We start from the raw sequence: 20302 nt of genomic DNA, 5'->3' as shown, positions 1-20302 counted from the left end.
GTGGCGGCGGGGCGGTCCGACGTGCGGATTCGCCGGTTTCCTGACAGGGCGGGCGCCGGGTGCGACGATGATCGGCATGGGCGACTCCGACGATCAGTGGTACTACTGCCTCAAACACCACCGCGCCGAACAGGGCAAGCGGTGCTGGTTCGCCGACCGGATGGGGCCGTATCCGGACCGTGCCACCGCCGAGCGGGCGCTCGAGATCGTGCGTGAACGCAACGCCCGCGAGGATGCCCGCGACGGGAGAGACTGAGCCGCTCGTGCCCTCTCAGGTGGGTGGGCTACGGTTCTCCAGAGCACGTCGTGCCCGGATCCGGGCATGCGCAGTCAGGTCGAATCGAGTGGAGGGCGACTTGTGAAGGTGACCGTGGTGGTGCCGACCTACAACGAGCGGGAGAACCTGCCGGTGGCGGTGGAGCGGCTGACCGCACTACCGGTCGCCGATCTGCACGTTCTGGTCGTCGACGACAACTCGCCGGACGGTACCGGTGAGGTCGCGGACAAACTGGCCGCCGAGCTCCCGTCCGTGGTGGATGTGCTGCACCGGACCGAGAAGGACGGTCTCGGCCGTGCCTACATCGCCGGCATCACCGCGGCGCTCGACCAGGGCGCCGACGTGGTCATCCAGATGGATGCCGACCTCTCCCATCCCGCCGAGGTGATTCCGGCCATGCTGGAGAAGCTCGAGACCTCCGACGCCGGTGTGGTTCTCGGCTCGCGCTACGTCGAGGGCGGCTCCACCGCGGCCGAGTGGAAGTGGTACCGCAAGGCCCTGTCGGCCTGGGCGAACTTCTACGTCAACGCGATCCTGCGGCTCGGCGTCAAGGACGCGACCGCCGGATTCAAGGCGTGGAAGGCGGACACGCTGCGTGCCATCGATGTGGCCTCCATCCACAGCAACGGCTATTCGTTCCAGGTCGAGATGAACTACCGCACGATCAAGCAGGGTATCTCGATCGCCGAGGTGCCGATCCGCTTCGAGGAGCGCACCAAGGGCGCCTCGAAGATGAGCCTGAAGGTGCAGCTCGAATCGGCGCTGATGCCGTGGAAGCTGCTGTTCGGCCGTCGCGTCTAGCGGCCAGGGCGTCCGGGGTCAGGGCACCGGCGGTCAGGGGCACCGGGGATCAGGGCACTGCCTCCACGGCCGCGTCGACCGGCCAGTCCCGCAGCGTGTCGATGAACAGTTGCCGCACGCGCGCGATGTCGGCGTCCATGTCCTGCGGATCCCAGCCACTCACATCGATCGGCGCCAGGACCGCCACATCCACCGTGCCCTTGCGCACGATCGCCGAATTGCGCCAGGCGATCTCGCCCGCGTTGCGGATGACGAGCGGGATGATCGGCACCCCGGCCTCGATCGCGATATGGAAGGCGCCCTTCTTGAAGGGACCGATCCGCGGCGTCATCGAGCGCGTGCCCTCCGGCGCCACCACGAGCGAGAGCCCGCCGCGCAGGGTGTCCACGACCGGTTCCAGCGCCGCCTTCGCACTGGTGGTGTCGGAGCGATCGATGAAGGTGGCCTCGGCGAACCGCAACAGCGGGCCGAAGACCGGGTTGGTGGTGACCTCCTTCTTCACCACCGCGGTGAATCCCGAGCGCAACACCGCGGCCAGTACCACCATGTCGAACTGGCTCTGGTGATTGAACAGGAAGACCGCCGGACGCGGCTGCCGGGCGTGTTCGGCGCCCACCACCCGCACCCGCACGCCGGTGGTGCGCAGGGTGGCGTCGGCGGCGGTGGCGATCATGGCGTCGGCCATCGCCCGGTGGCGGCGGGTCGCAGCGCGGGAGGCGACCCCGAAGGCGGCGCCGCTCAGCAGCCCGGTGAAACCGACCGCGGTGCGCGCGAAGTCGGTGATCCCGGCCGGTTCCCGCGGTTTGAAGGTGAGGGTCGGCCAGTCGCGTTCACCGGCGGTCATCGACATGCGTGGTCCCGGATTGACCGCGACCGGATGGCCGACCGCTTCCAGCAGCGGAACATCCGGAGCCGCATCGGCATAGGCGTAACTGTCGGCGAGATCGATATCGTGTTCGGCGGCGAAGCGCCGCACCGCCGCGGCCTTCTCGGTGCGCCACAGCGGTTTTCCCTCGGTGAAGCCGGTGAGGACGCCGTCGGCGGTGGCCATCGCGGTGTAGAGCACGTGGTCCACGCCGAGTTCCCGGGCCACCGGCAGCACCTGGAAACGGGTGAGGCTGGTGACGATCACCACCGTGTGCCCGGCCGCCTGGTGCTCCCGGACGAGGTGCCACGCTTCGGGATACACGTGCCCGTAGACGGTCTTGCGGAACAGCTGTTCGCCGAGTTCGGTGAGCTCTTCTTCGGTCCGGCCCGCCCACACCCGGGCGACGCGCTGCAGGAAGCGCTCGTACTCACCTTCGGTCCGCGAACCGCGAATGCTGTAGAGCAGCGTGTCGACCAGGGCCTGCCGCGAGTCGCGTCCGCGCAGCAGGCGCAGCGGTGCGGCGGCGGGGGCGAAACCCGCGACCACCGTTCCGCCGAAGTCGAATACGGCCGCCACGCGAGGGCCCTGGGGCCCGGTCCGGATGGCGGAGATCGCTTCGGAAAGGTTCACACTGTCCCCTGCGGTGCGCGGTTGGACGGGTCGAGGGCGGCCGCACGGGAGATGCGGATGCCGATGGTGCGCAGTTCGTCGGCCAAGTCGCGGCGACGCTGCGCGAGATCCGGGGTGCCGGGATCGAGCAGACCGTGGTTCTCCGCGAGTTTCAACGCGCTGGAGAACAATTCGGATGATACCGACTCGGTGCTGTGCAGCCGCTGCTGCAGCAGCATCTGGCGTCCGACGGCGAGGCATTCGTCGATGAACTGCTTGCGGTCCAGCGGTGCGGCCGGATCGGCGGCGGCCAAGCGCTCGGCCACCACGAGCTGCGCATCGAAGAACGAGCGCACCACGCGGTGCGCCATGATGAATCCGGAGTCGGCCAGCGCGCAGACCAGTTCCGCGGCACTGCCGCGCTGCTCCCAATCGCGGTCCAGCAGAAGCATTTCCGCGCTCATCGCGGCCGCGAATTCGATCCGGTCGGGGAAGAAGAATTCGAATTTGAGCAGATCGCGCAGCCGGTAGGCGGCCTCCCAGATGACCTCGATGCCGGGTGCGGCGCCGGCCTGCTGGTCGGCCACCTCCAGAATCGCCAATTCCAGAATCGCGCGGTTCACGAACCAGTGCACGGCGCTGTTGCGATAGAACGCGGCTTCCAGATGGGCGCCCGCCTCGATCGAATACACCGGTTCCAGCCCGCCCCGGTACACCGTCACCACCTTGGCCAGCGACAGCTGTTCCAGAACCACCGCCAGACCCTGATCGTCGCTCAGCGTATCCAGTTCGCCGGTCGGCAGCGCGCGGCGTGAGATGTATCCGCAGACCGGCTCCAGCGTCCGACGCACCTCGCCGAGGGTGAGCGCGCGCTCGTGCACACCGAGCAGGGTCAGCGTCACCAAGGCGTTGACCGTGACCGGCGTGACCGCGTTGATGCCGACCGCCACCTCGAAGGCCAAGCGCTGCACGGCTTTTCGCTGCCGGTCCGACACTTCCTCCGGATCCGGGGCCAGGGATTCCGTGATCGGCTGCATCGGATCGCCGTGGGCGGCCAGCCGGTCGCGCGCCGACAGCGGTGCGCCGAAGCGGACGTAGACTCGCCCCGCGGAATGCTGCTGGCTGCGGATGTAGCGGGCCAGCCAGGTCAGTCCCTCGGGTTTCTTGGTGCCGCCGACCTGCTCGGTCGCAATGGATCCCAACTCGTTGAGCCGCTCGTAGGTGATCGAGACCGGCACCAGCATCACATCGTCGATGCGCCGCGAACGGATGGCCGAGGCCAGGTAGTTCAGCAGTCCGAACCGGGGCGGGCGCAACTTTCCGGTACGGGTGCGCCCACCCTCGAAGTACCACTCCAGATTGAAGCGCTTGGCGAGCAGATAGGCGAAGTACTCCTCGACCACGGCCTTGTAGATCTCGTCGTCGCCGAAGCTGCGCCGAATGAAGACGGTGCCGGTGCGGCGCGCGATCGGCCCCATCGGCCAGAAGCTGAGGTTGGCACCGCCGATGACGTGGTTGGGGGGAAAATCGTTGCGGGCCAGTGCGTCACCGAGGACGAAGGCATCCATATAGGAACGATGCGAGGGCAGGAACACCAGCGGATAGTTGCGATTGAGCCGCCGCAGTGCCGCCAGCCCGGACCGGTCGCAGTCGATCTTCCAGGCCGAGGCGTGCACCGGCCGCATCGCCTGGGTGAACAGGTCCGAGATCAGCCGGCTCTGCGCGGCCACGAGTTCTCGCAGCGCCTTCTCGGCCCGGCGGTACACCTCCCGGGGTTCGGTTCCGGTCTCGGTGGCGATGGTGTCGAGGCGGCGCAGGAAGTCGGGGGAGTCGAGAATCTCCTCGACCACCATCCGGGGGACCTTGTACCGGTCGCCGATCACGGATCGTTCGGCGCGTTCGAGGGCCACCGTGCCCGCGCGGACGATCGCGCGCGCGAACGGTTCCGAATTCTCGGCGGCGCCGGGGTTGTTCGCGCGCAGATCGCTGAGCCGGGCGGGCTGTCCGGTGAGGATGAGATGCCGGTCGGGCGCCTTGTTCACCAGCCGGCGCTGCAACAGCCGGTGCGGCCGGCGCGGATCGCTCAGCAACGCCAGGTCGGCGAAGGTGGTGCGCCGCACGCCGTCTCGTTCGGGCGGCAGCCACAGCACCCGGATCGGGATCACCAGCGGGTCGTCGCGACGGCCGACGAGCCGGGCGGCGATGGCACTGGCGTCCAGGTCGATCTGTGTGACGGGAGCGTCGATTCCGAGTTCGGCGGCGATCCCGCCCTCGGCGAGCCAGCCGCCGATCAATTCGCGTTCCACCGGCGACACCGCGTCGACCAGGGCGACCGCCGAGCGCGGCAGATCCTTCGCGGTACTCGGAGCCGGATTCCCGGCGGCGTGATCGATCATGGCGGGCCCCTCCTCGACGGCGCTCCACCATTCAAGCTCGCGGAAGCGCCTTCGCGCAGGAAGTTGACCATGACGCCGGCAAAGCGAGTCCGATGTGTGCTCCGGCACAAGACCGAAAAGGGCAGGTAATGCTAACCTCACCTCGGATAGTTAGGTAAGCATAACCTTGGAGGAACGGTGTCGACCACGGACGAGCGGGTGCGAAACGGTTACGGGGACGGTCCGAGGGCGACGGGGCAGCTGGTAGCGGAGACGGAGGTGACGGGCCCGGCGCCGGCGATCGCACCCGCCGACGCCATGGCGGCCCTCGCGGCGGCCGACCGGTTCGGCGAGTACGTCGGCTACGAGGGGCCCGACGGCTGGGTGTTCGCCGCCGATCCGATCGGCAGCATCGAATTGGATTCCGGCGAACTGCGTGTCGAATGGGAGGGCCGGGCCACCGCCGAGTCGTGGCAGGGCCGCCCGGCCGCGGTGATCGACGCGGCGCTGGCCGCGCTGCCGCTGCGGGGGCGCAACGCCTACGGCTGGATCGGATTCGAATTCTGTGCCTGGGCGCTGGGCGCCGCCGCGCACGTGCCGGCCCGAACCACCCTCGCGCACCTGATGATTCCGCGCATCGAGGTGCGCATCGACGCCTCCGGCGTGCGGGTCTCCGGTGCGACGCCCCGCGAGACCGCGGAGATCCACGACCTGATCGCGCGGGCGAGTGCGGCGCCTCCGGCGTCGTCGCGGCCGGTGGACGTCACCATCGATCCCACCGACTACCGCGGCCGGGTCGCCGAGGCGGTCGACGAGATCCGGGCCGGGCGATATCAGAAGGTGATCCTGTCACGAAAAGTGGATCTGCCGTTCCCCGTGGACGTTCCGCAGACCTATCGGCTCGGGCGCGCCAACAACACGCCCGCGCGCTCGTTCCTCTTGCGGCTGGGCGGCCTGGAGGCGGCGGGATTCAGTCCCGAGCTTGTGGCCTCGGTCGACCGTCACCGGGTGGTGACCACCGAGCCGCTGGCGGGCACCCGCGCCTTCGGCCGCGGCGAGACGGCCGATGCCGCCGCGCGCGAAGAGCTGGTCGGTGATCCGAAAGAAATTGTCGAGCACGCCATTTCGGTGCAGACCTCGTTCGGCGAGATCGTCGCGGTGGCCGAGCCGGGCAGCACCGCCGTCTCCGATTTCATGGCGGTGCGTGAACGGGGCAGTGTGCAACATCTGGCCTCGACCGTGCGGGGCACCCTCGCCGCGGACAAGAGCGCCTGGGACGCGCTGGAAACGCTGTTCCCCTCGGTGACCGCCTCCGGCATCCCCAAGCGCACCGGCGTGGACGCGGTGTTCCGCCTCGACCACGACCCGCGCGGCCTGTATTCCGGTGCGGTGGTGACCGTTTCGCCGGGCGGTGCCCTGGAGGCCACGCTGGTGCTGCGGGCGATCTACCAGACCACGGAGGGCGCCTGGCTGCGCGCCGGAGCCGGCATCGTCTCCCAGTCGCGCCCGGAGCGTGAATTCACCGAGACCTGCGAAAAGCTGGGCAGCGTAGCGCCTTACGTGGTGGAAGCCGTCGTCGAAGCCTGAGCAGGACCGAGCCCGGCGGGAAGTGTTCCGCCGGGCTCTGCTGTACCGCCCCCGCGGGGACGCCGGGCCGGGTCCGGGTGCGCCCACCGCGAACCCGGTTGTCGAAGGACGCGGCGAGTCAGCCGAGGGCGGTCGCGGTATCCGATTCGTACCGGGCCCGCAGAACCTTCTTGTCGATCTTGCCGACGGCGGTGAACGGCAGCGCGTCGGTCTGCTCGAGGATGTCGGGCAGTTTGTAGGTCGCCAGGCCGCGGGCGGTGAGGAATTCCTTGATCTCGGCCAGGCTGGGCATCTCGCCGTCGATCACCAGGACGGCACAGACCTTTTCGCCGAGGGCCGCGTCCGGCAGGCCGACCGCGGCCGCGTGACGCACCGCGGGGTGGGCGAGCAGGTGTTCCTCGAGTTCGTCGCAGGAGATGTTCTCGCCGCCGCGATTGATCACGTCCTTGATCCGGCCCGAGACGATCAGATGCCCGCTCGGCAGTTGCCGCACCAGATCACCGCTGCGGTAGTAGCCGTCGGGGGTGATGGCGCGGGAATTGTGTTCCGGCGCACGGTAATAGCCGCGAATGGTGTACGGCCCGCGGGTGAGCAGTTCGCCCTCCTCGCCGGGGGCGACGTCGTTACCCTCGCCGTCGACCACGCGGACCTCGTCGGCGGGGGAGACCGGGCGGCCCTGGGAGATCAGGATCAGGTCCTCGGCATCGTCGAGGCGGGTGTAGTTGACGAGTCCCTCGGCCATGCCGAATACCTGCTGCAGTGTCGCGCCCAGCGCCGGCGTCACCTCACGGGCATTGACCTCGGCCAGTTTCGCGCCACCGACCTGCAGCAACCGCAGGCTGGACAGGTCGGCCTCCTCCCATTCCACGGCGGCACACCACAATTGGGCCAGCGGAGGCACCACCGCCGTCACGGTGACACGGTGGCGTTCGATGGTCGCGAACGCGTTCTCCGGGCTCGGGTCGGCGAGCATGACGATCGACGCGCCCGCCGCGATCGCACCCAGAATGCCCGGGCAGGCGAGCGGGAAGTTGTGCGCGGCGGGCAGTGTCGCCATGTACACGTCATCGGAGGTCAGCGCGCAGATCTCCGCGCCGGCGCGGGCGTTGTAGTGGTAGTCGTCGTGGGTGCGGGCGATGAGTTTCGGCAGACCGGTGGTGCCGCCGGAAACGAGCATCAGCGCGATACCGGACGCGTCGACGTCCGGCAGCGAATCGCCGTCACGCGCAACCGCTCCCAGATCGACGTGGTCGCCGGGATCGCCGAGCACGAAGATCGTGCGCAACGACGGCACCCGCTCGGCCACCGCGGCGGCCAGTTCGCGGTAGTCGAAGTCGCCGACCTTGTCGGCCACGATGTAGCCGGCGGCGCCCGACAGCCGGGTCAGATGTTCGATCTCGGCCTGCCGATGCGCCGGCAGGGCCAGCACGGGCACGATTGCGGCGCGCAGCAGCCCGAACAGCACCTCCACGAATTCGTTCACATTGGGCAGTTGAACCACCACGCGGTCGCCGGGCTCGAGTCCGGAGGCGAGCAGCCCGTAGGCCGTGCGGTCGGCGCGGCGATCGAGTTCGGCATAGTCGATCGTTCCGCTGTCGGTGTGCAGGGCGGGACGCCGGGGCCCGGTGCGGGCGGCGTTGCGCAGCAGGTCGCCCAGCGGTTCGCCGATCCAGTAGCCCGCGGCTCGGTACCTGTCGGCGAGGTCGGCCGGGAACGGTACGAAACCGTCGAGCAGGTCCTGCTGGGCGGGGGATATCGAAGTCACGGGTATGGCCTCACGGGTCGAGCTGCGCAGTATCGAGCTGTCTTAGATAGGTTAGGCAACCCTATATTAGACGCGCGGGTGTCGCGTGGCCGGTGGCCCGAAACGCCAGGGCCAGGCTCGGCCACAACAGCGCGTAGCGGCCGGTGCCCGCCTAGACTCGTGCGGGTGAGCGGTTGGAACACCACCGATATTCCGGACCAGAGCGGGCGCACGATCATCGTGACCGGCGCGAACAGCGGACTGGGCGCGGCCACCACCAGGGCCTTGGCGCAGGCCGGCGCGCACGTGATCATGGCCTGCCGCGACGAGGTGAAGGCCCGTGCGGTCGCCGACACCATCGGCGAGCGGGTACAGGTGCGCCGGCTGGACCTGGCCGACCTGTCCTCGATCCGCGACTTCGCGCGCACGATCGAGGGCGCCGATGTGCTGATCAACAACGCCGGCGTGATGGCCCTGCCGCTGCGCCGCACCGCCGACGGCTTCGAAATGCAGTTCGGGACCAACCATCTCGGCCATTTCGCGCTGACCGGGCTGTTGCTCGACAAGATCTCCGACCGCGTCGTCACGGTATCCAGCGGCGCCCACATGATCGGCCGCATCGACCTCGCCGATCCGAACTACCAGCACCGGCGCTACGAACGCTGGCGCGCCTACGGTCAGTCGAAACTGGCGAATCTGATGTTCGCCTACGAACTCCAGCGCCGCCTGTCCGCGGCCGGTTCGCCGAAGGTCTCGGTCGCGGCCCATCCCGGCTACGCCAGCACCGAACTGCAGTCGCACACCGAGTCGTTCCTGGACGCGATCATGGCCCTGGGCAACCGGATTCTCGCCCAGTCGGCCGAAATGGGCGCCCTGCCAAGCCTTTACGCCGCCACCGCGAAGGTCGAACCCGGCGCGTTCTACGGCCCGACCCGTCTCGGCGGCCTGCGCGGCTACCCCGAGCGCTGCGGTTCCTCGGCGGCCTCCCGCGACGAGGTCACGGCCCGCCGTCTCTGGGACCTGTCCGAACAACTCACCGACGTGACCTACTCGTTCGCCCGCCGCTGAGCCCGCTCGAATCGGTGTGATCGGCATCACTCGAGCGGATGTCACACCCGGTGGGTGCTGTGCCGTCATCTCTGTGTAGCGACGCCGCGGAGCGCGGCTCACTGTGTACAGGAGGATGGTCATGGAACCCCGTTTCGCTCTGTTCAGCAACGAGATCGCCGCCAAGTTCGTCAAGCGGGTGGGTAACGCCGGGCAGGTCGTCGACAACTCGCCGTTGCCCAAGGCGACGCAGGAGTTGGTCAAGCTGCGCGCCAGCCAGATCAACGGGTGCGGCTTCTGCACCGATATGCACTCCAAGGACGCGGCCGCCGCGGGCGAGACCTCGGTGCGGCTGAACCTGGTCGCCGCCTGGCGCGAGGCGATCGTCTTCACCGAGGCGGAGCGGGCCGCGCTCGCGCTGACCGAGGAGGGCACCCGCCTCGCCGATGTGCACCGCGGCATCAGCGAGGAGACCTGGCAGCAGGTGCGCAAGCACTACGACGACGATCAGATCGGCGCCCTGATCTCGCTCATCGCGCTGATCAACGCCTACAACCGGCTCAACGTCATCGCCGGCACCCCGGCGGGCACCTACGAGCCCGGCATGTTCTGACGGCCGCACGCGAATTCGGGCCCGGCACAGGATCGTTCGATCCCGTCCGGGCCCCGGCGCATCCACGGTGGCTGTGGGGACCGTCACCTCCGCCCACCCGGTCGAACCCCTCCGCGGCACGCCCCTGGTACAGTCGCCCTCGTGCAGCGCGCGTATTTCTGGTTTACCAAGCCGGCCCCGGGTGGGTCGGTCGGTGACCCGCGCTGACCTTCTCCCACCCCGAGCCGGACTGCAGACCGGCTCCACGGGATCTCGTTCGGTGGGTCGGCCTGAGAAAAGGAACCCATCATGACCACCGCAGCCGATGTCGATGCCTCACACAGTGACCTCGACGATCAGCGCACGCTGAGTATCAGCCCCCTGCTCTCGCCCGCCGAGGTTCGCCGCGAGCATCCGATCGACGATGCGCTCGCCGATACCGTGCGGGCCGGTCGCGCCGCCACCGTCGAGGTGCTCGACGGCGCCGACGACCGCCTGATGGTCGTCGTCGGCCCGTGTTCGGTGCACGACCCCGCGGCCGCCCTCGACTACGCGCGCCGCCTGGCCGCCAAGAGCGCCGAACTCTCCGATCGCCTGCACGTGGTGATGCGCGTCTACTTCGAGAAGCCGCGGACCACGCTCGGGTGGAAGGGCCTGATCAACGATCCGCACCTGGACGGTTCGTTCGACGTCAACACCGGTCTCGGGCTGGGGCGGCGGCTGCTGGTCGACATCACCGGTCTCGGCCTGCCGGTGGCCTGCGAATTCCTCGATCCGATCACACCGCAGTACATCGCGGATCTGGTGTCCTACGGCGCGATCGGCGCCCGCACCGCGGCCAGCCAGGTGCACCGGCAGCTCTCCAGTGCGCTGTCGATGCCGGTGGGGATCAAGAACGGCACCGACGGCGATGTGCAGGTGGCCGTGGACGGAGTACGCGCGGCCGGGGCCAGCCACGTCTTCCCCGGCACCGACCTCGACGGTCGCTCGGCGCTCATCCGCACCAGCGGCAATCCCGACTGCCACGTGATCCTGCGCGGCGGCAGCGCCGGCACGAACTACGACGCCGCCTCCGTCGCCGAGACCTGCCTGCGCCTGGAGAAGGCCGGGTTGCCGCAGCGGGTGGTCGTCGACGCCAGCCACGGCAACAGCAACAAGGACCACAACAAGCAGGTCGACGTGGTCACCGATATCGCCGAGCGCATCGCCGCCGGTGACCGCTCGGTGGTGGGTGTGATGATGGAGAGCTTCCTGGTCGCCGGCCGTCAGGACCTCACCCTCGGCCACGCCGACGATCTGACCTACGGCCAGTCGATCACCGACGCCTGCCTGGACTGGGAGACCACGGCGGCGCAGCTGGACCGCCTCGCCGACGCGGTGGCCCGGCGTCGCGGCTGAGACACGGTAGCGGTCACCTTCGCTCGCGGCTCGGGACGAAGGTGACCGCGCGATCGTGCGGTCACACGTGGGCCGCGTGCAGGCGGCGGACCGCCTCGTCGAGTGTGTCGTCCCGCTTGCAGAACGCGAAGCGCACCAGGCGGTTCCACGATTCACGGTCGTCGGCGAACACTTCGATCGGGACCGCGACGACGCCGAGCCGCTGCGGCAGCTCCCGGCAGAAGACCAGGGCGTCGGCCGAGCTCAACGGGCTGATATCGGCGCAGACGAAATAGGTCGCATCGCTGCGCTTGACCCGGAATCCAGCGTCGGCCAATGCCTGCGACAGTCGAATGCGCTTGTCGGACAGACTGTTACGGAGATCGGCGACCCACTGCTGCTCGTGTTCGAGGGCGTAGGCGACCGCCGGCTGGAACGGTCCGCCGCCGACGAAACTCATGAACTGTTTGGCGGCCAGCAACCCGTCGATCAGCGGTGCCGGGCCGCACGCCCATCCGATCTTCCAGCCGGTGACGCTGAAAGTCTTCGCCGCACTGGAGATCACGATCGTGCGCTCGGCCATGCCGGGCAGCGTCGAGATGCTGATGTGGGTGTTGCCGTCGTAGACGAGATGTTCGTACACCTCGTCGGAAACCACGATCAGATCGTGCTCGCGGGCCAGCTCCGCGATCGCTTCCAGGTCGGCCCGGGGCAGAATCGCCCCGGTCGGGTTGTGCGGCGAATTCAGCAGCAGCATCCGGGTTTTCGGAGTGATCGCCGCGCGCAGGCTGTCCAGGTCGAGCACGAATCCGTTGCCGTCGGGCACCAGCCGCGCGGTGCGGCGGGTGGCGCCGGCCAGGGCGACCACCGCGGCGTAGGAGTCGTAGTACGGCTCGATCAGCACCACCTCCTCGTCGGACTCCACCAGTCCGAGTACCGCCGCCGCGATCGCCTCGGTGGCGCCGACGGTGACCACGATCTGCGATTCGACGTCGTAGTCCACGCCGTAGCGGCGTGTGCGGTCCGCCGCGATGGCCCGGCGCAGAACGGGCATCCCGCGCCCGGGCGGGTACTGGTTCAGCCCGTCGGCGATGGCGGTGCGGGCCGCCTCCAACATCGCGGCCGGGCCGTCCGTATCGGGGAATCCCTGGCCGAGGTTCACCGCGTCGTGGCGCACGGCCAGTTCGGTCATCTCCGCGAAGATCGTGGCGCGGAACGGGCGCAGGCGGGCGACGGTGGGGATGGCTGACATGGTCCCAACGTAGCGATAGCGCCGCCGGGCCCGCGGCGCACACCCCGGGCCGGGGACCGGGGTCGCGCTTGCCGCTCGTTCGCTACGGTTGCGGCGCGATAGCGAAAGGCTATGTTTCACATTTCATTCGGGCTTCTGACCTGCATGGTTGTGCGGTTTCCCGGTGGCAGCTAGCCTCCCCGTGTTCTATCTCACAACCACTTCGGTGGTGGCTCGAAAGGGGCGGTGTATGGCCTCCTATCTCGACCTTCTGCTGCATCCGGCAGCGGGGACGGTCCTCGGATACATCAACGACACCCTGCACAACATCTTCAGCAACGATTGGGGCTGGGGTTCCTCGACGCCGAACTGGGGTACCGGATCGTCCACGGGGAACTGGGGACTCGGTTCGAGCACCCCGAACATGTGGACCGGTTCGTCCACTCCGTAGTCCGGGCCGCCGGGACGCTCGATGCGTTCCGGCGGCTACGCCGGATCCCGGGGCAGGCGAATGCCGCCGAGCTTCGCGGGATTGGCGACATCGTAAGTGCCCCAGACCAATCCGTCGCGGACGGTGAAGCCGACCACCCGCGGTGGTGAGCCCGGCGCACCGTTGCGCGGGGCGCGCTCGTGCAGCAGCAACCCGAGTTGTCCGTTGACGCCGACGAATTCGAACCCATCGGAGTCGGTGGGCGAGAGTTCGGCCTGTTCCACCTGATACATCCGGATGAGTCCGAGGACGAACCGCGCGATCTTGTCCGCGCCGACGATCGCCCGCGCCGCGGTCTTCGCGGTGCCGCCGGTATCGCCGATGAACACCGAATCCGGGTGCAGGGCCGCGACGACCGCCGCCACATCGCCGGAGTACAGGGCCTCGAGCAGACGCTGGACGGCAGCCAGATGTTCGGTGTCCGATACCGGTTCCGGGGCCGCGGCCAGTGATTTCCGGGCTCGCACCGCGAGCTGCCGGGCCGCCTCCGGCGTCACCTCGAGCAGTTCGGCGATCTCGTCGAACGGCACCGAGAACCCGTCGTGCAGCACGAAGGCCACCCGCTGCGCCGGTGTCAGGGTGTCGAGGACCACCAGCGCCGCGAAACGGCAATCCTGTTTGCGCACCACCGTTTCCAGCGGATCGGGCAGAGTCGAAGGCGTCACGCCGGTCACGACCGGCTCCGGAAGCCATTGTCCCACATAGTTTTCCCGCCGGACGGCCGCACTGCGCAGCCGATCGAGGCAGATCCGGCTGACCACGGTCGTCAGCCAGGCGCGCAGGTCCTCGATCTCGGACTGATGGGCGGTGGCCAGCCGCAGCCAGCTCTCCTGCACCGCGTCCTCGGCGTCGGCCACGCTGCCGGTCAGCCGATAGCCCACCGAGAGCAGATGCGCCCGATGGGATTCGAACAAATCGGCGAGCAACGCGGCAACCATTGGCCCGATTCTACGGTCGCCGGAAATCCGCTGGGCCACCGCTGGGTCGCGTGCCAGCATGAAGCGGTGGAGGACTGTGTACTGACCGACGGGACGGTGTGGTTGTCGCGCCCGGCCGAGGCCGATGTCGACGCGATCGTCGCGTGCTGCCGGCAGCCGTCGATCCCGGAGTGGACGACGGTGCCGGTGCCGTATCGGCGGGCCGACGCGGTGGGATTCCTGACCGATATCGTCGCGCCCGGGTGGGCGGCGCGCAGCCCGGTCTGGGCCGTGCGCACGGCAGCGGACGGACCGGTGGCCGGCATGGTCGGCCTCGACGCCGGCCCGCAGGCCGGGGCCGCCGAGATCGGCTTCTGGCTCAGCGACGCGGTGCGCGGCCGGGGGTTGATGACCCGCAGCGTCCGGTTGGTCTGTGATTTCGGTTTCGCCGCCGGCGGGCTCGGCCTGACGCGCATCGAGTGGCGGGCGTTCGTCGGCAACCTCGCCTCCGCCGCGGTGGTGCGGCGGACCGGCTTCCACTACGAAGGCCTGCTGCGTGGGGCCGGTGTGCAGCGCGGCGTGCGCAGGGATTCCTGGGTGGCCGGGCGGCTGGCCTGCGACCCGCCGGAGCTGGCCACCGACTGGCCGGCCCTGCGAGGGGCCGGGCCGGCGCGCTGACCGGTTCCGGCTGCGAGTGCGCTCACAGCGAACATCTGCCCAGCTCGCGTAGGGTTGATGAAGGTTTGTCGGGGGTCCCGGCAACAATGTGGGACGTATTCCCCGAGCGCAGGGGGCGCAGGGGGCCGCCCGAGAATCTGGAGGAGGTGCCGTGACGGACGGACCGCTCATCGTGCAGAGCGACAAGACCCTGCTGCTCGAGGTCGACCACGAGCAGGCCGATGCGGCCCGGCAGGCGATCGCGCCGTTCGCCGAACTCGAACGCGCGCCCGAGCACGTGCACACCTACCGGGTGACACCGCTGGCGCTGTGGAACGCGCGGGCGGCGGGACACGACGCCGAACAGGTCGTCGACGCGCTGGTCAGCTATTCGCGTTATGCGGTGCCGCAGCCGCTGCTGGTCGACGTGGTCGAGACCATGGCCCGCTACGGGCGGTTGCAGCTGGTCAAACATCCCGCTCACGGCCTGGTGCTGGTCAGCCTGGATCGCGCGGTGCTGGAAGAGGTGTTGCGGCACAAGAAGATTCAGCCGATGCTCGGCGCCCGCATCGACGACGACACGGTCGTCGTGCACCCGTCCGAGCGCGGGCGGATCAAACAGATGTTGTTGAAGATCGGCTGGCCGGCCGAGGACCTCGCGGGCTACGTCGACGGCGAGGCTCATCGCATCGATCTGGACTTCGCCACACACGAATGGCATCTGCGCGACTATCAGGAACTGGCGGCCGACTCGTTCTGGGCCGGCGGTTCCGGTGTGGTGGTGCTGCCCTGCGGGGCGGGCAAGACCATGGTGGGCGCCGCGGCGATGGCCAAGGCCCAGGCGACGACGTTGATCCTGGTCACCAACACCGTGGCCGGCAGGCAGTGGAAGCGGGAACTGCTCGCGCGCACCTCGCTGACCGAGGACGAGATCGGGGAGTACTCCGGCGAGCGCAAGGAGATCCGCCCGGTCACCATCGCCACCTATCAGGTGATCACCCGCAAGACCAAGGGCGAATACAAACACCTGGAACTGTTCGACAGCCGCGACTGGGGCCTGGTCATCTACGACGAGGTCCACCTGCTGCCCGCTCCGGTGTTCCGGATGACCGCCGATCTGCAGTCGCGGCGCCGGCTCGGGCTCACCGCCACGCTGGTGCGCGAGGACGGCCGCGAGGGCGACGTGTTCTCGCTGATCGGCCCGAAGCGCTACGACGCGCCGTGGAAGGACATCGAGGCCCAGGGCTGGATCGCGCCGGCCGACTGCATCGAGGTGCGGGTCACGCTCACCGACGCCGAACGCATGGCCTACGCCACCGCGGAACCGGAGGAGCGCTACAAGCTCTGCTCCACCGCGCGCACGAAACTCCCGGTCGTCGAATCCATCCTGGCCAGGCACGGCGACGCGCCCAGCCTGGTGATCGGGGCCTATCTCGATCAGCTCGACGAACTCGGCGAACATCTCAACGCTCCCGTGATCCAGGGCTCGACCCGCACCAAGGAGCGCGAGGCCCTGTTCGACGCGTTCCGCAACGGCGAGATTCCGGTGCTCGTGGTCAGCAAGGTCGCGAACTTCTCCATCGATCTGCCGGAAGCGTCGGTGGCCGTTCAGGTTTCGGGCACCTTCGGTTCCCGTCAGGAGGAGGCCCAGCGCCTGGGCCGGCTGCTGCGCCCGAAGTCCGACGGCGGTCAGGCGCATTTCTACTCGGTGGTGGCACGTGACACGCTGGATGCCGAATACGCTGCCCACCGCCAGCGTTTCCTGGCCGAACAGGGGTATGCCTACCGCATCACCGATGCGGACGACCTGCTGGGCCCGGCGATCGGGTAGGGCAGCCGATCGGGCCGCGGTGGGCGCGCCGCTGGGTTACCGCTGCCGGACAGATGTGAGGATTTGAGACGTGCGACGCTTCGAATTCGCGGTCGACCGCGACCATGCCCGGGCGGTGAACGAAGTCGTCCGCGATATCCGGCGGCTGCGGATCCTGGCCTTCACCGCGGCCATCGTGCTCGGCCTCGGCACCGCCGGGCTGATCTGGCTGAATCACCCGTATTCGTTCCTGCTGGCGGTGGCCTTCGCGTTGGCGACCATCAGCGCGTTGTTCGTGGCGCTGTGGACGCCGTACCGCTCGCGCATCGAGAAGTTGTATGCCGAGGGCGAGCTGGTTCCGGCCGTCGTATCCGGACGGCACCCGAAAGGGATCACGCTGCTCGCACTGGTGAACCTCGCCAAGCCCGGCGCCGTGCCGCGCTACGCGCTGATCACCCGCGTCGTGCGTGCCCTGCCGGGGCACGATACCGACGCCGGGGAACAGGTTCCGGCGGTGACCGTACGGGCCGATCGCGCGCCGCGATCGGTCGGCGATCTGCGCCAGCCGGTGAGCGCCATGCCGATCGCGTGGGGCACCCGCGACCTCGGCGTGATCGAGCGCGCCCGCGCCGCGATCAGCGATGTGGAATGGAAGTTGCTGGCCGACAATCTGGGCCTTGCCGAGAAGGTGGGCCGTGTCGATTCGCAACGGCTGCTGCTGGATCCGCAGCAGCTCCCGGAGGAACTGCGCGGTTGACGCGTGTGGCGGTTCCGGCCCGCAGCGGGGCCGACTAGCATCGGCTGATGGTCGGCACGCCGTGCCGCGAAAGGGGTGGAGGGTCGATGAAGTCGCATGCCTGGGCACGGTGTCTCACGGCGGGAGCGTTGTGCGGGGTGGCGCTGATGGTTCCCGCCCAAGTGCAACCGATGCCGGCGCAGGCCCAGCCCGCCGCCGATCCGTTCATCGGATCGCCCGGCCTCGGCGACCCCTACTATCCCGACGACGGCAACGGCGGCTACGACGTGCAGCACTACGACGTCGCCATCGATTACGACCCGCCGACCAGGCATCTCACCGGTACGGCGCGGATCGACGCGGTGTCGACACAGGCGCTGCGCGCGTTCAACCTCGACTACGCCGGCCCCGCGGTGGCGAAGGTGTCGGTGAACAACCTGCCGGCCGGTTTCACCACCGGCGGCGAACACGAACTGACCGTCACGCCGGCGCTGCCGGTGCTGCCCGGGCTGCCGTTCACGGTGACGGTCGACTACGCGGGCAACGAATCCGACGACCCCGATTCCGGCTGGACCATCTCACCGAGTGGCGGCGCCTTCGCCGCCGGTGAACCGCATTCGGCCACCACCTGGTACCCGCTCAACGACACGCCCTTGGACAAGGCGACCTTCGATCTGCAGGTGACGGTTCCGCAAGAGTGGCAAGCGGTTTCGAACGGGCTGCGGGTCAGCGATACCGTCGCCGGCGACAAGCGCACGGTGAAGTGGAGTTCGGCACATCCCTCGATCGGCTATCTCACCACCGTCGCGATCGACCACTTCGATTTCCTCGAACAACGCCGGGCGAACGGGACTCCGCTGATCAGCGCCTTCGCGCCGGGCGCGGACAAGGGCAGGGCGCTCGAGCAGCGGCTGCCGGAGGTGCTCGATTTCCTCGAATCCCTCTACGGCCCGTATCCGTTCGAAAGCGGCGGCGGCATCTACGTCGACACCGACCTGCACTTCTCACTGGAGACCCAGACCCGGCCCATCTACGCGCCGTGGACCGATTTCAACACCGTCGTGCACGAGAACACCCACCAATGGTGGGGCGATTCGATGTCGGTGCGGAACTGGTCGGATATCTGCCTCAACGAGTGTTTCGCCAGTTATACCGCCGACTATCTGTGGCCGGAGCGGAAAGAGGGTAAGGATGTCGACGCCCTCTACCGCAGCACGATCGCCAAAACCCTCGACAAGCCGGGGTATTGGGAGATTCCGCTGCAGAATCCCGGGGCCGGAAACGAATTCACCACGGTGTATTCGCGCGGACCGCTGTTCCTGCACGCCCTCCGCCACGAACTCGGCGACGACGTGTTCTTTCCCGCGGTCGCGCAATTCGTGCGGTCACATGCCTACGGCAACGCTTCCATGCCGGAATTCCGCAGCTTCATCCAAACGAAGACCGCAACGGATCTGAGCGGATTCTTCACCGCCTGGCTCGACACCACCACCCCGCCGCCGGACCAGTACCTGTACCCGGGTTCGTTGCGCGGCTGATCCGCTCGCCTCCGAAGCACTTCGGCGGCACCGTGTTTCGCCGTTCAACCCAGATCGTTCACGCGCTGCTGCGCCCGCTCCAGTTCCGTGTCGGCTCGCCGCAACGCCGCTTCGGCGGACTCCACCCCGGCGGCGGCGAATCGGCGGGATTCCTCGGCCTGGGCGAGTTCGTCGCGCAGCGCGGTGATCCGCTCGTCCAGGGCGGCCACCTCGGAGCGCTGCCGGTCGAGAGCGGTGGCCGCCGAATCCCGTTCCGCCCGAGCGGCTTCCAGAGCTTCCCGGGCGGCGGCCGGGTCGTCGGCACCGGTGTCGGCGGGTTCCTCGGCCTGTTCGGCCGGGACGGCGGCCAAGGCGGGCCCGGCCGGGCCGAAACCGGCGTAGTCGACCGCGGCGGTCAGCACGCCGGCCCGGACCTGGTCGGTCACCTCCGGGTCCGCCAGTGCCGCATTGAGGGTCTGCGCGACCTCACGCAGCACCGGTTCGGTGAGCTTCTTCCCGGCATCGGAGGCGAGGCGAGCGGCCTTGTCCGTCAACGCGTTCACCGCTGTGCGGCGTTGGCCGGCGAGGGTGCGCATCCGGTCGGCGGACAGGGTGCGCTGCGCCTCGCGCAACGCCTCGCCGAGATCCAGCAGTGCCCCCAATTCCTGGGTTGCCTTGTGCGCCAGCAGATTCACCGCCCACGCCGCGACGGTCGGACGTCGCAGCCCCGATATCGCCGTGGCCAGCTGTTTATCGCCGTTCGCGCGCGCGGTGCGGGCCGCTTCGTTGCGAGCGGCCACGAATTCGGCGGGGTCGAGGGCATAGAGCTCTGCGGTTGTCTGCTCGAGCTTCATGCTGCCGAGCGTAACGATTCGAGCGACGATATCGACTACAGATCGCGCGTGTGCGGCTGCACTCGCGGATTGTCGAAAGGTGTATCGGATCGTGAATTCCTTCGGGCTCCTGCTACTCAACCACCTGCTGCCCAGCATCGTGAACTATTCGCTGATGGGTTTGTACGGCATGCACTCGCTGCACATGTGAGGCAGGACCCGCCCGGCAGGGCGGGCGGGTATCCTCCCCACCACGTTCGCCATAGGTGAGCGGCTCGGCGAGAAAGGTTTTCGTAGGTGAAGTTCGCAGGACCGAGACCGGTCAAGGGTCTCGTGCTGGCGCTCATGGCGGTCGCCGCCCTGACTGTGACCGGCTGTTCGATGTTTTCCGATGCGGCAAAATCCGACACCGCCCGCGCGAAGGTCGGTGACTGCATCAATGTGCTGGAGGGATCGCCCGCAGATTCCAAGACCGAGCCGGTGGATTGCTCCTCGGCCAAGGCCGTCTACACGGTGAAATCGACCTCTGACAAGAAGCAGGACTGCGGGACCGAATACTCCTCGTACGAGGAGACCTTCAACGGCGGTACCACCGCATTCCTGTGCCTGGCTCCCAATCTCAAACAGGGCAGCTGCTATCACGAGGACAAGACGACCGGATATTCCTACGCCGAATGCGACTCGGCCGACGCGACGGTCAAGGTCGTCAAGCGGGTCGACGGTCAGAACGACGAATTCCTGTGCGATGCGAATTCGACCTTCCTGACGCTCTCGGAGCCCAAGACCACGTTCTGTCTGGCCAACCCCAAGAGTTAGCTCGTTTCGAGCCGTGGT

At 68.5% G+C, this 20302-nt stretch carries 18 protein-coding genes; 12 read left to right on the top strand and 6 right to left on the bottom strand.

Going from position 1 to position 20302, the window contains the following annotated elements:
* Positions 1-76: 76 nt before the first annotated feature.
* Both NA3_RS02485 and NA3_RS02480 read left to right on the top strand, forming a co-directional pair.
* The gene (locus tag NA3_RS02485; RefSeq protein WP_036497946.1) at positions 77-256 is read left to right on the top strand and encodes a hypothetical protein; all 180 of its coding nucleotides are present in this window, start codon (positions 77-79) and stop codon (positions 254-256) included.
* Positions 257-322: 66 nt separating this feature from the next.
* Positions 323-1078, top strand: coding sequence for a polyprenol monophosphomannose synthase (locus NA3_RS02480; RefSeq protein WP_062961935.1), 756 nt, complete (start codon positions 323-325; stop codon positions 1076-1078).
* 49 nt (positions 1079-1127) lie between these two features.
* Here NA3_RS02480 and NA3_RS02475 read toward each other — a convergent pair whose 3' ends face one another.
* Both NA3_RS02475 and NA3_RS02470 read right to left on the bottom strand, forming a co-directional pair.
* Positions 1128-2576 carry an HAD-IB family hydrolase gene (locus NA3_RS02475; RefSeq protein WP_062961934.1) on the bottom strand — a complete coding sequence of 483 codons (1449 nt, stop codon included), beginning with the start codon at positions 2574-2576 and terminating at the stop codon, positions 1128-1130.
* The gene (locus tag NA3_RS02470; RefSeq protein WP_084490900.1) at positions 2573-4951 is read right to left on the bottom strand and encodes a glycerol-3-phosphate 1-O-acyltransferase; all 2379 of its coding nucleotides are present in this window, start codon (positions 4949-4951) and stop codon (positions 2573-2575) included. The genes NA3_RS02475 and NA3_RS02470 overlap by 4 nt, the downstream gene beginning before the upstream one ends.
* A gap of 177 nt (positions 4952-5128) precedes the next feature.
* On the opposite strand from NA3_RS02470, the gene NA3_RS02465 reads away from it, so the two are divergent.
* On the top strand, positions 5129-6517 hold the full coding sequence (locus NA3_RS02465; protein ID WP_227995392.1) for a salicylate synthase: 1389 nt from the start codon (positions 5129-5131) through the stop codon (positions 6515-6517).
* A gap of 118 nt (positions 6518-6635) precedes the next feature.
* On the opposite strand, the gene NA3_RS02460 is transcribed toward NA3_RS02465, so the two are convergent.
* Positions 6636-8282 carry a (2,3-dihydroxybenzoyl)adenylate synthase gene (locus NA3_RS02460; protein WP_062961933.1) on the bottom strand — a complete coding sequence of 549 codons (1647 nt, stop codon included), beginning with the start codon at positions 8280-8282 and terminating at the stop codon, positions 6636-6638.
* Between the two features lie 165 nt (positions 8283-8447).
* Here NA3_RS02460 and NA3_RS02455 point away from each other — a divergent pair, with 165 nt between their 5' ends.
* The 3 genes from NA3_RS02455 to NA3_RS02445 all read left to right on the top strand — a co-directional run bounded on the left by NA3_RS02455 (position 8448) and on the right by NA3_RS02445 (position 11298).
* On the top strand, positions 8448-9329 hold the full coding sequence (locus NA3_RS02455; protein WP_062962039.1) for an oxidoreductase: 882 nt from the start codon (positions 8448-8450) through the stop codon (positions 9327-9329).
* 121 nt (positions 9330-9450) lie between these two features.
* Complete coding sequence (locus tag NA3_RS02450; protein ID WP_062962038.1) at positions 9451-9921, top strand: carboxymuconolactone decarboxylase family protein; 471 nt, start codon at positions 9451-9453, stop codon at positions 9919-9921.
* 288 nt (positions 9922-10209) lie between these two features.
* Positions 10210-11298 carry a 3-deoxy-7-phosphoheptulonate synthase gene (locus NA3_RS02445; RefSeq protein ID WP_062961932.1) on the top strand — a complete coding sequence of 363 codons (1089 nt, stop codon included), beginning with the start codon at positions 10210-10212 and terminating at the stop codon, positions 11296-11298.
* Positions 11299-11359: 61 nt separating this feature from the next.
* Here the strand turns inward: NA3_RS02445 and NA3_RS02440 are convergent, their stop codons facing one another.
* Positions 11360-12529: a pyridoxal phosphate-dependent aminotransferase gene (locus tag NA3_RS02440; RefSeq protein ID WP_062961931.1), complete on the bottom strand. Its 1170-nt coding sequence runs from the start codon at positions 12527-12529 to the stop codon at positions 11360-11362.
* Between the two features lie 229 nt (positions 12530-12758).
* Here NA3_RS02440 and NA3_RS02435 point away from each other — a divergent pair, with 229 nt between their 5' ends.
* The gene (locus NA3_RS02435; protein WP_062961930.1) at positions 12759-12959 is read left to right on the top strand and encodes a hypothetical protein; all 201 of its coding nucleotides are present in this window, start codon (positions 12759-12761) and stop codon (positions 12957-12959) included.
* A gap of 35 nt (positions 12960-12994) precedes the next feature.
* On the opposite strand, the gene NA3_RS02430 is transcribed toward NA3_RS02435, so the two are convergent.
* On the bottom strand, positions 12995-13936 hold the full coding sequence (locus NA3_RS02430; protein ID WP_062961929.1) for a sigma-70 family RNA polymerase sigma factor: 942 nt from the start codon (positions 13934-13936) through the stop codon (positions 12995-12997).
* Here NA3_RS02430 and NA3_RS02425 point away from each other — a divergent pair.
* The 4 genes from NA3_RS02425 (at position 13898) to NA3_RS02410 (ending at position 18656) form a co-directional block, all read left to right on the top strand.
* Positions 13898-14593 (top strand): GNAT family N-acetyltransferase, encoded by a 696-nt coding sequence (locus tag NA3_RS02425; protein WP_084490964.1) that lies wholly within the window; start codon positions 13898-13900, stop codon positions 14591-14593. The two genes, NA3_RS02430 and NA3_RS02425, sit on opposite strands and share 39 nt — an antisense overlap.
* Positions 14594-14744: 151 nt before the next feature.
* Positions 14745-16403, top strand: a complete 1659-nt coding sequence (locus NA3_RS02420) for a DNA repair helicase XPB (RefSeq protein ID WP_062961927.1) — start codon at positions 14745-14747, stop codon at positions 16401-16403.
* Between the two features lie 70 nt (positions 16404-16473).
* Positions 16474-17139, top strand: coding sequence for a DUF3239 domain-containing protein (locus NA3_RS02415; RefSeq protein ID WP_062961926.1), 666 nt, complete (start codon positions 16474-16476; stop codon positions 17137-17139).
* A gap of 86 nt (positions 17140-17225) precedes the next feature.
* A complete protein-coding gene (locus NA3_RS02410; RefSeq protein WP_084490897.1) occupies positions 17226-18656 on the top strand; it encodes a M1 family metallopeptidase in 1431 nt (476 codons plus the stop codon).
* Between the two features lie 44 nt (positions 18657-18700).
* Here the strand turns inward: NA3_RS02410 and NA3_RS02405 are convergent, their stop codons facing one another.
* Positions 18701-19489 (bottom strand): hypothetical protein, encoded by a 789-nt coding sequence (locus NA3_RS02405; protein WP_062961925.1) that lies wholly within the window; start codon positions 19487-19489, stop codon positions 18701-18703.
* A gap of 276 nt (positions 19490-19765) precedes the next feature.
* On the opposite strand from NA3_RS02405, the gene NA3_RS02400 reads away from it, so the two are divergent.
* Positions 19766-20284: an LppU/SCO3897 family protein gene (locus NA3_RS02400; protein ID WP_128145062.1), complete on the top strand. Its 519-nt coding sequence runs from the start codon at positions 19766-19768 to the stop codon at positions 20282-20284.
* Positions 20285-20302: the final 18 nt, after the last annotated feature.

The organism is Nocardia africana NBRC 100379, assembly GCF_001612635.1.
Lineage (GTDB): Bacteria > Actinomycetota > Actinomycetes > Mycobacteriales > Mycobacteriaceae > Nocardia > Nocardia africana.
Note: the sequence above shows the minus strand (reverse complement) of the source record. Positions and strands in the feature narration are given on the sequence as shown.

Bases quoted from the DNA above. Each gene is read 5' to 3' on its own strand.
- NA3_RS02485 (WP_036497946.1), top strand. From the start codon at position 77: ATGGGCGACTCCGACGATCAGTGGTACTACTGCCTCAAACACCACCGC.
- NA3_RS02480 (WP_062961935.1), top strand. From the start codon at position 323: ATGCGCAGTCAGGTCGAATCGAGTGGAGGGCGACTTGTGAAGGTGACC.
- NA3_RS02470 (WP_084490900.1), bottom strand. From the start codon at position 4,951: ATGATCGATCACGCCGCCGGGAATCCGGCTCCGAGTACCGCGAAGGAT.
- NA3_RS02450 (WP_062962038.1), top strand. From the start codon at position 9,451: ATGGAACCCCGTTTCGCTCTGTTCAGCAACGAGATCGCCGCCAAGTTC.
- NA3_RS02445 (WP_062961932.1), top strand. From the start codon at position 10,210: ATGACCACCGCAGCCGATGTCGATGCCTCACACAGTGACCTCGACGAT.
- NA3_RS02440 (WP_062961931.1), bottom strand. From the start codon at position 12,529: ATGTCAGCCATCCCCACCGTCGCCCGCCTGCGCCCGTTCCGCGCCACG.
- NA3_RS02435 (WP_062961930.1), top strand. From the start codon at position 12,759: ATGGCCTCCTATCTCGACCTTCTGCTGCATCCGGCAGCGGGGACGGTC.
- NA3_RS02425 (WP_084490964.1), top strand. From the start codon at position 13,898: ATGGGATTCGAACAAATCGGCGAGCAACGCGGCAACCATTGGCCCGAT.
- NA3_RS02430 (WP_062961929.1), bottom strand. From the start codon at position 13,936: ATGGTTGCCGCGTTGCTCGCCGATTTGTTCGAATCCCATCGGGCGCAT.
- NA3_RS02410 (WP_084490897.1), top strand. From the start codon at position 17,226: ATGAAGTCGCATGCCTGGGCACGGTGTCTCACGGCGGGAGCGTTGTGC.
- NA3_RS02405 (WP_062961925.1), bottom strand. From the start codon at position 19,489: ATGAAGCTCGAGCAGACAACCGCAGAGCTCTATGCCCTCGACCCCGCC.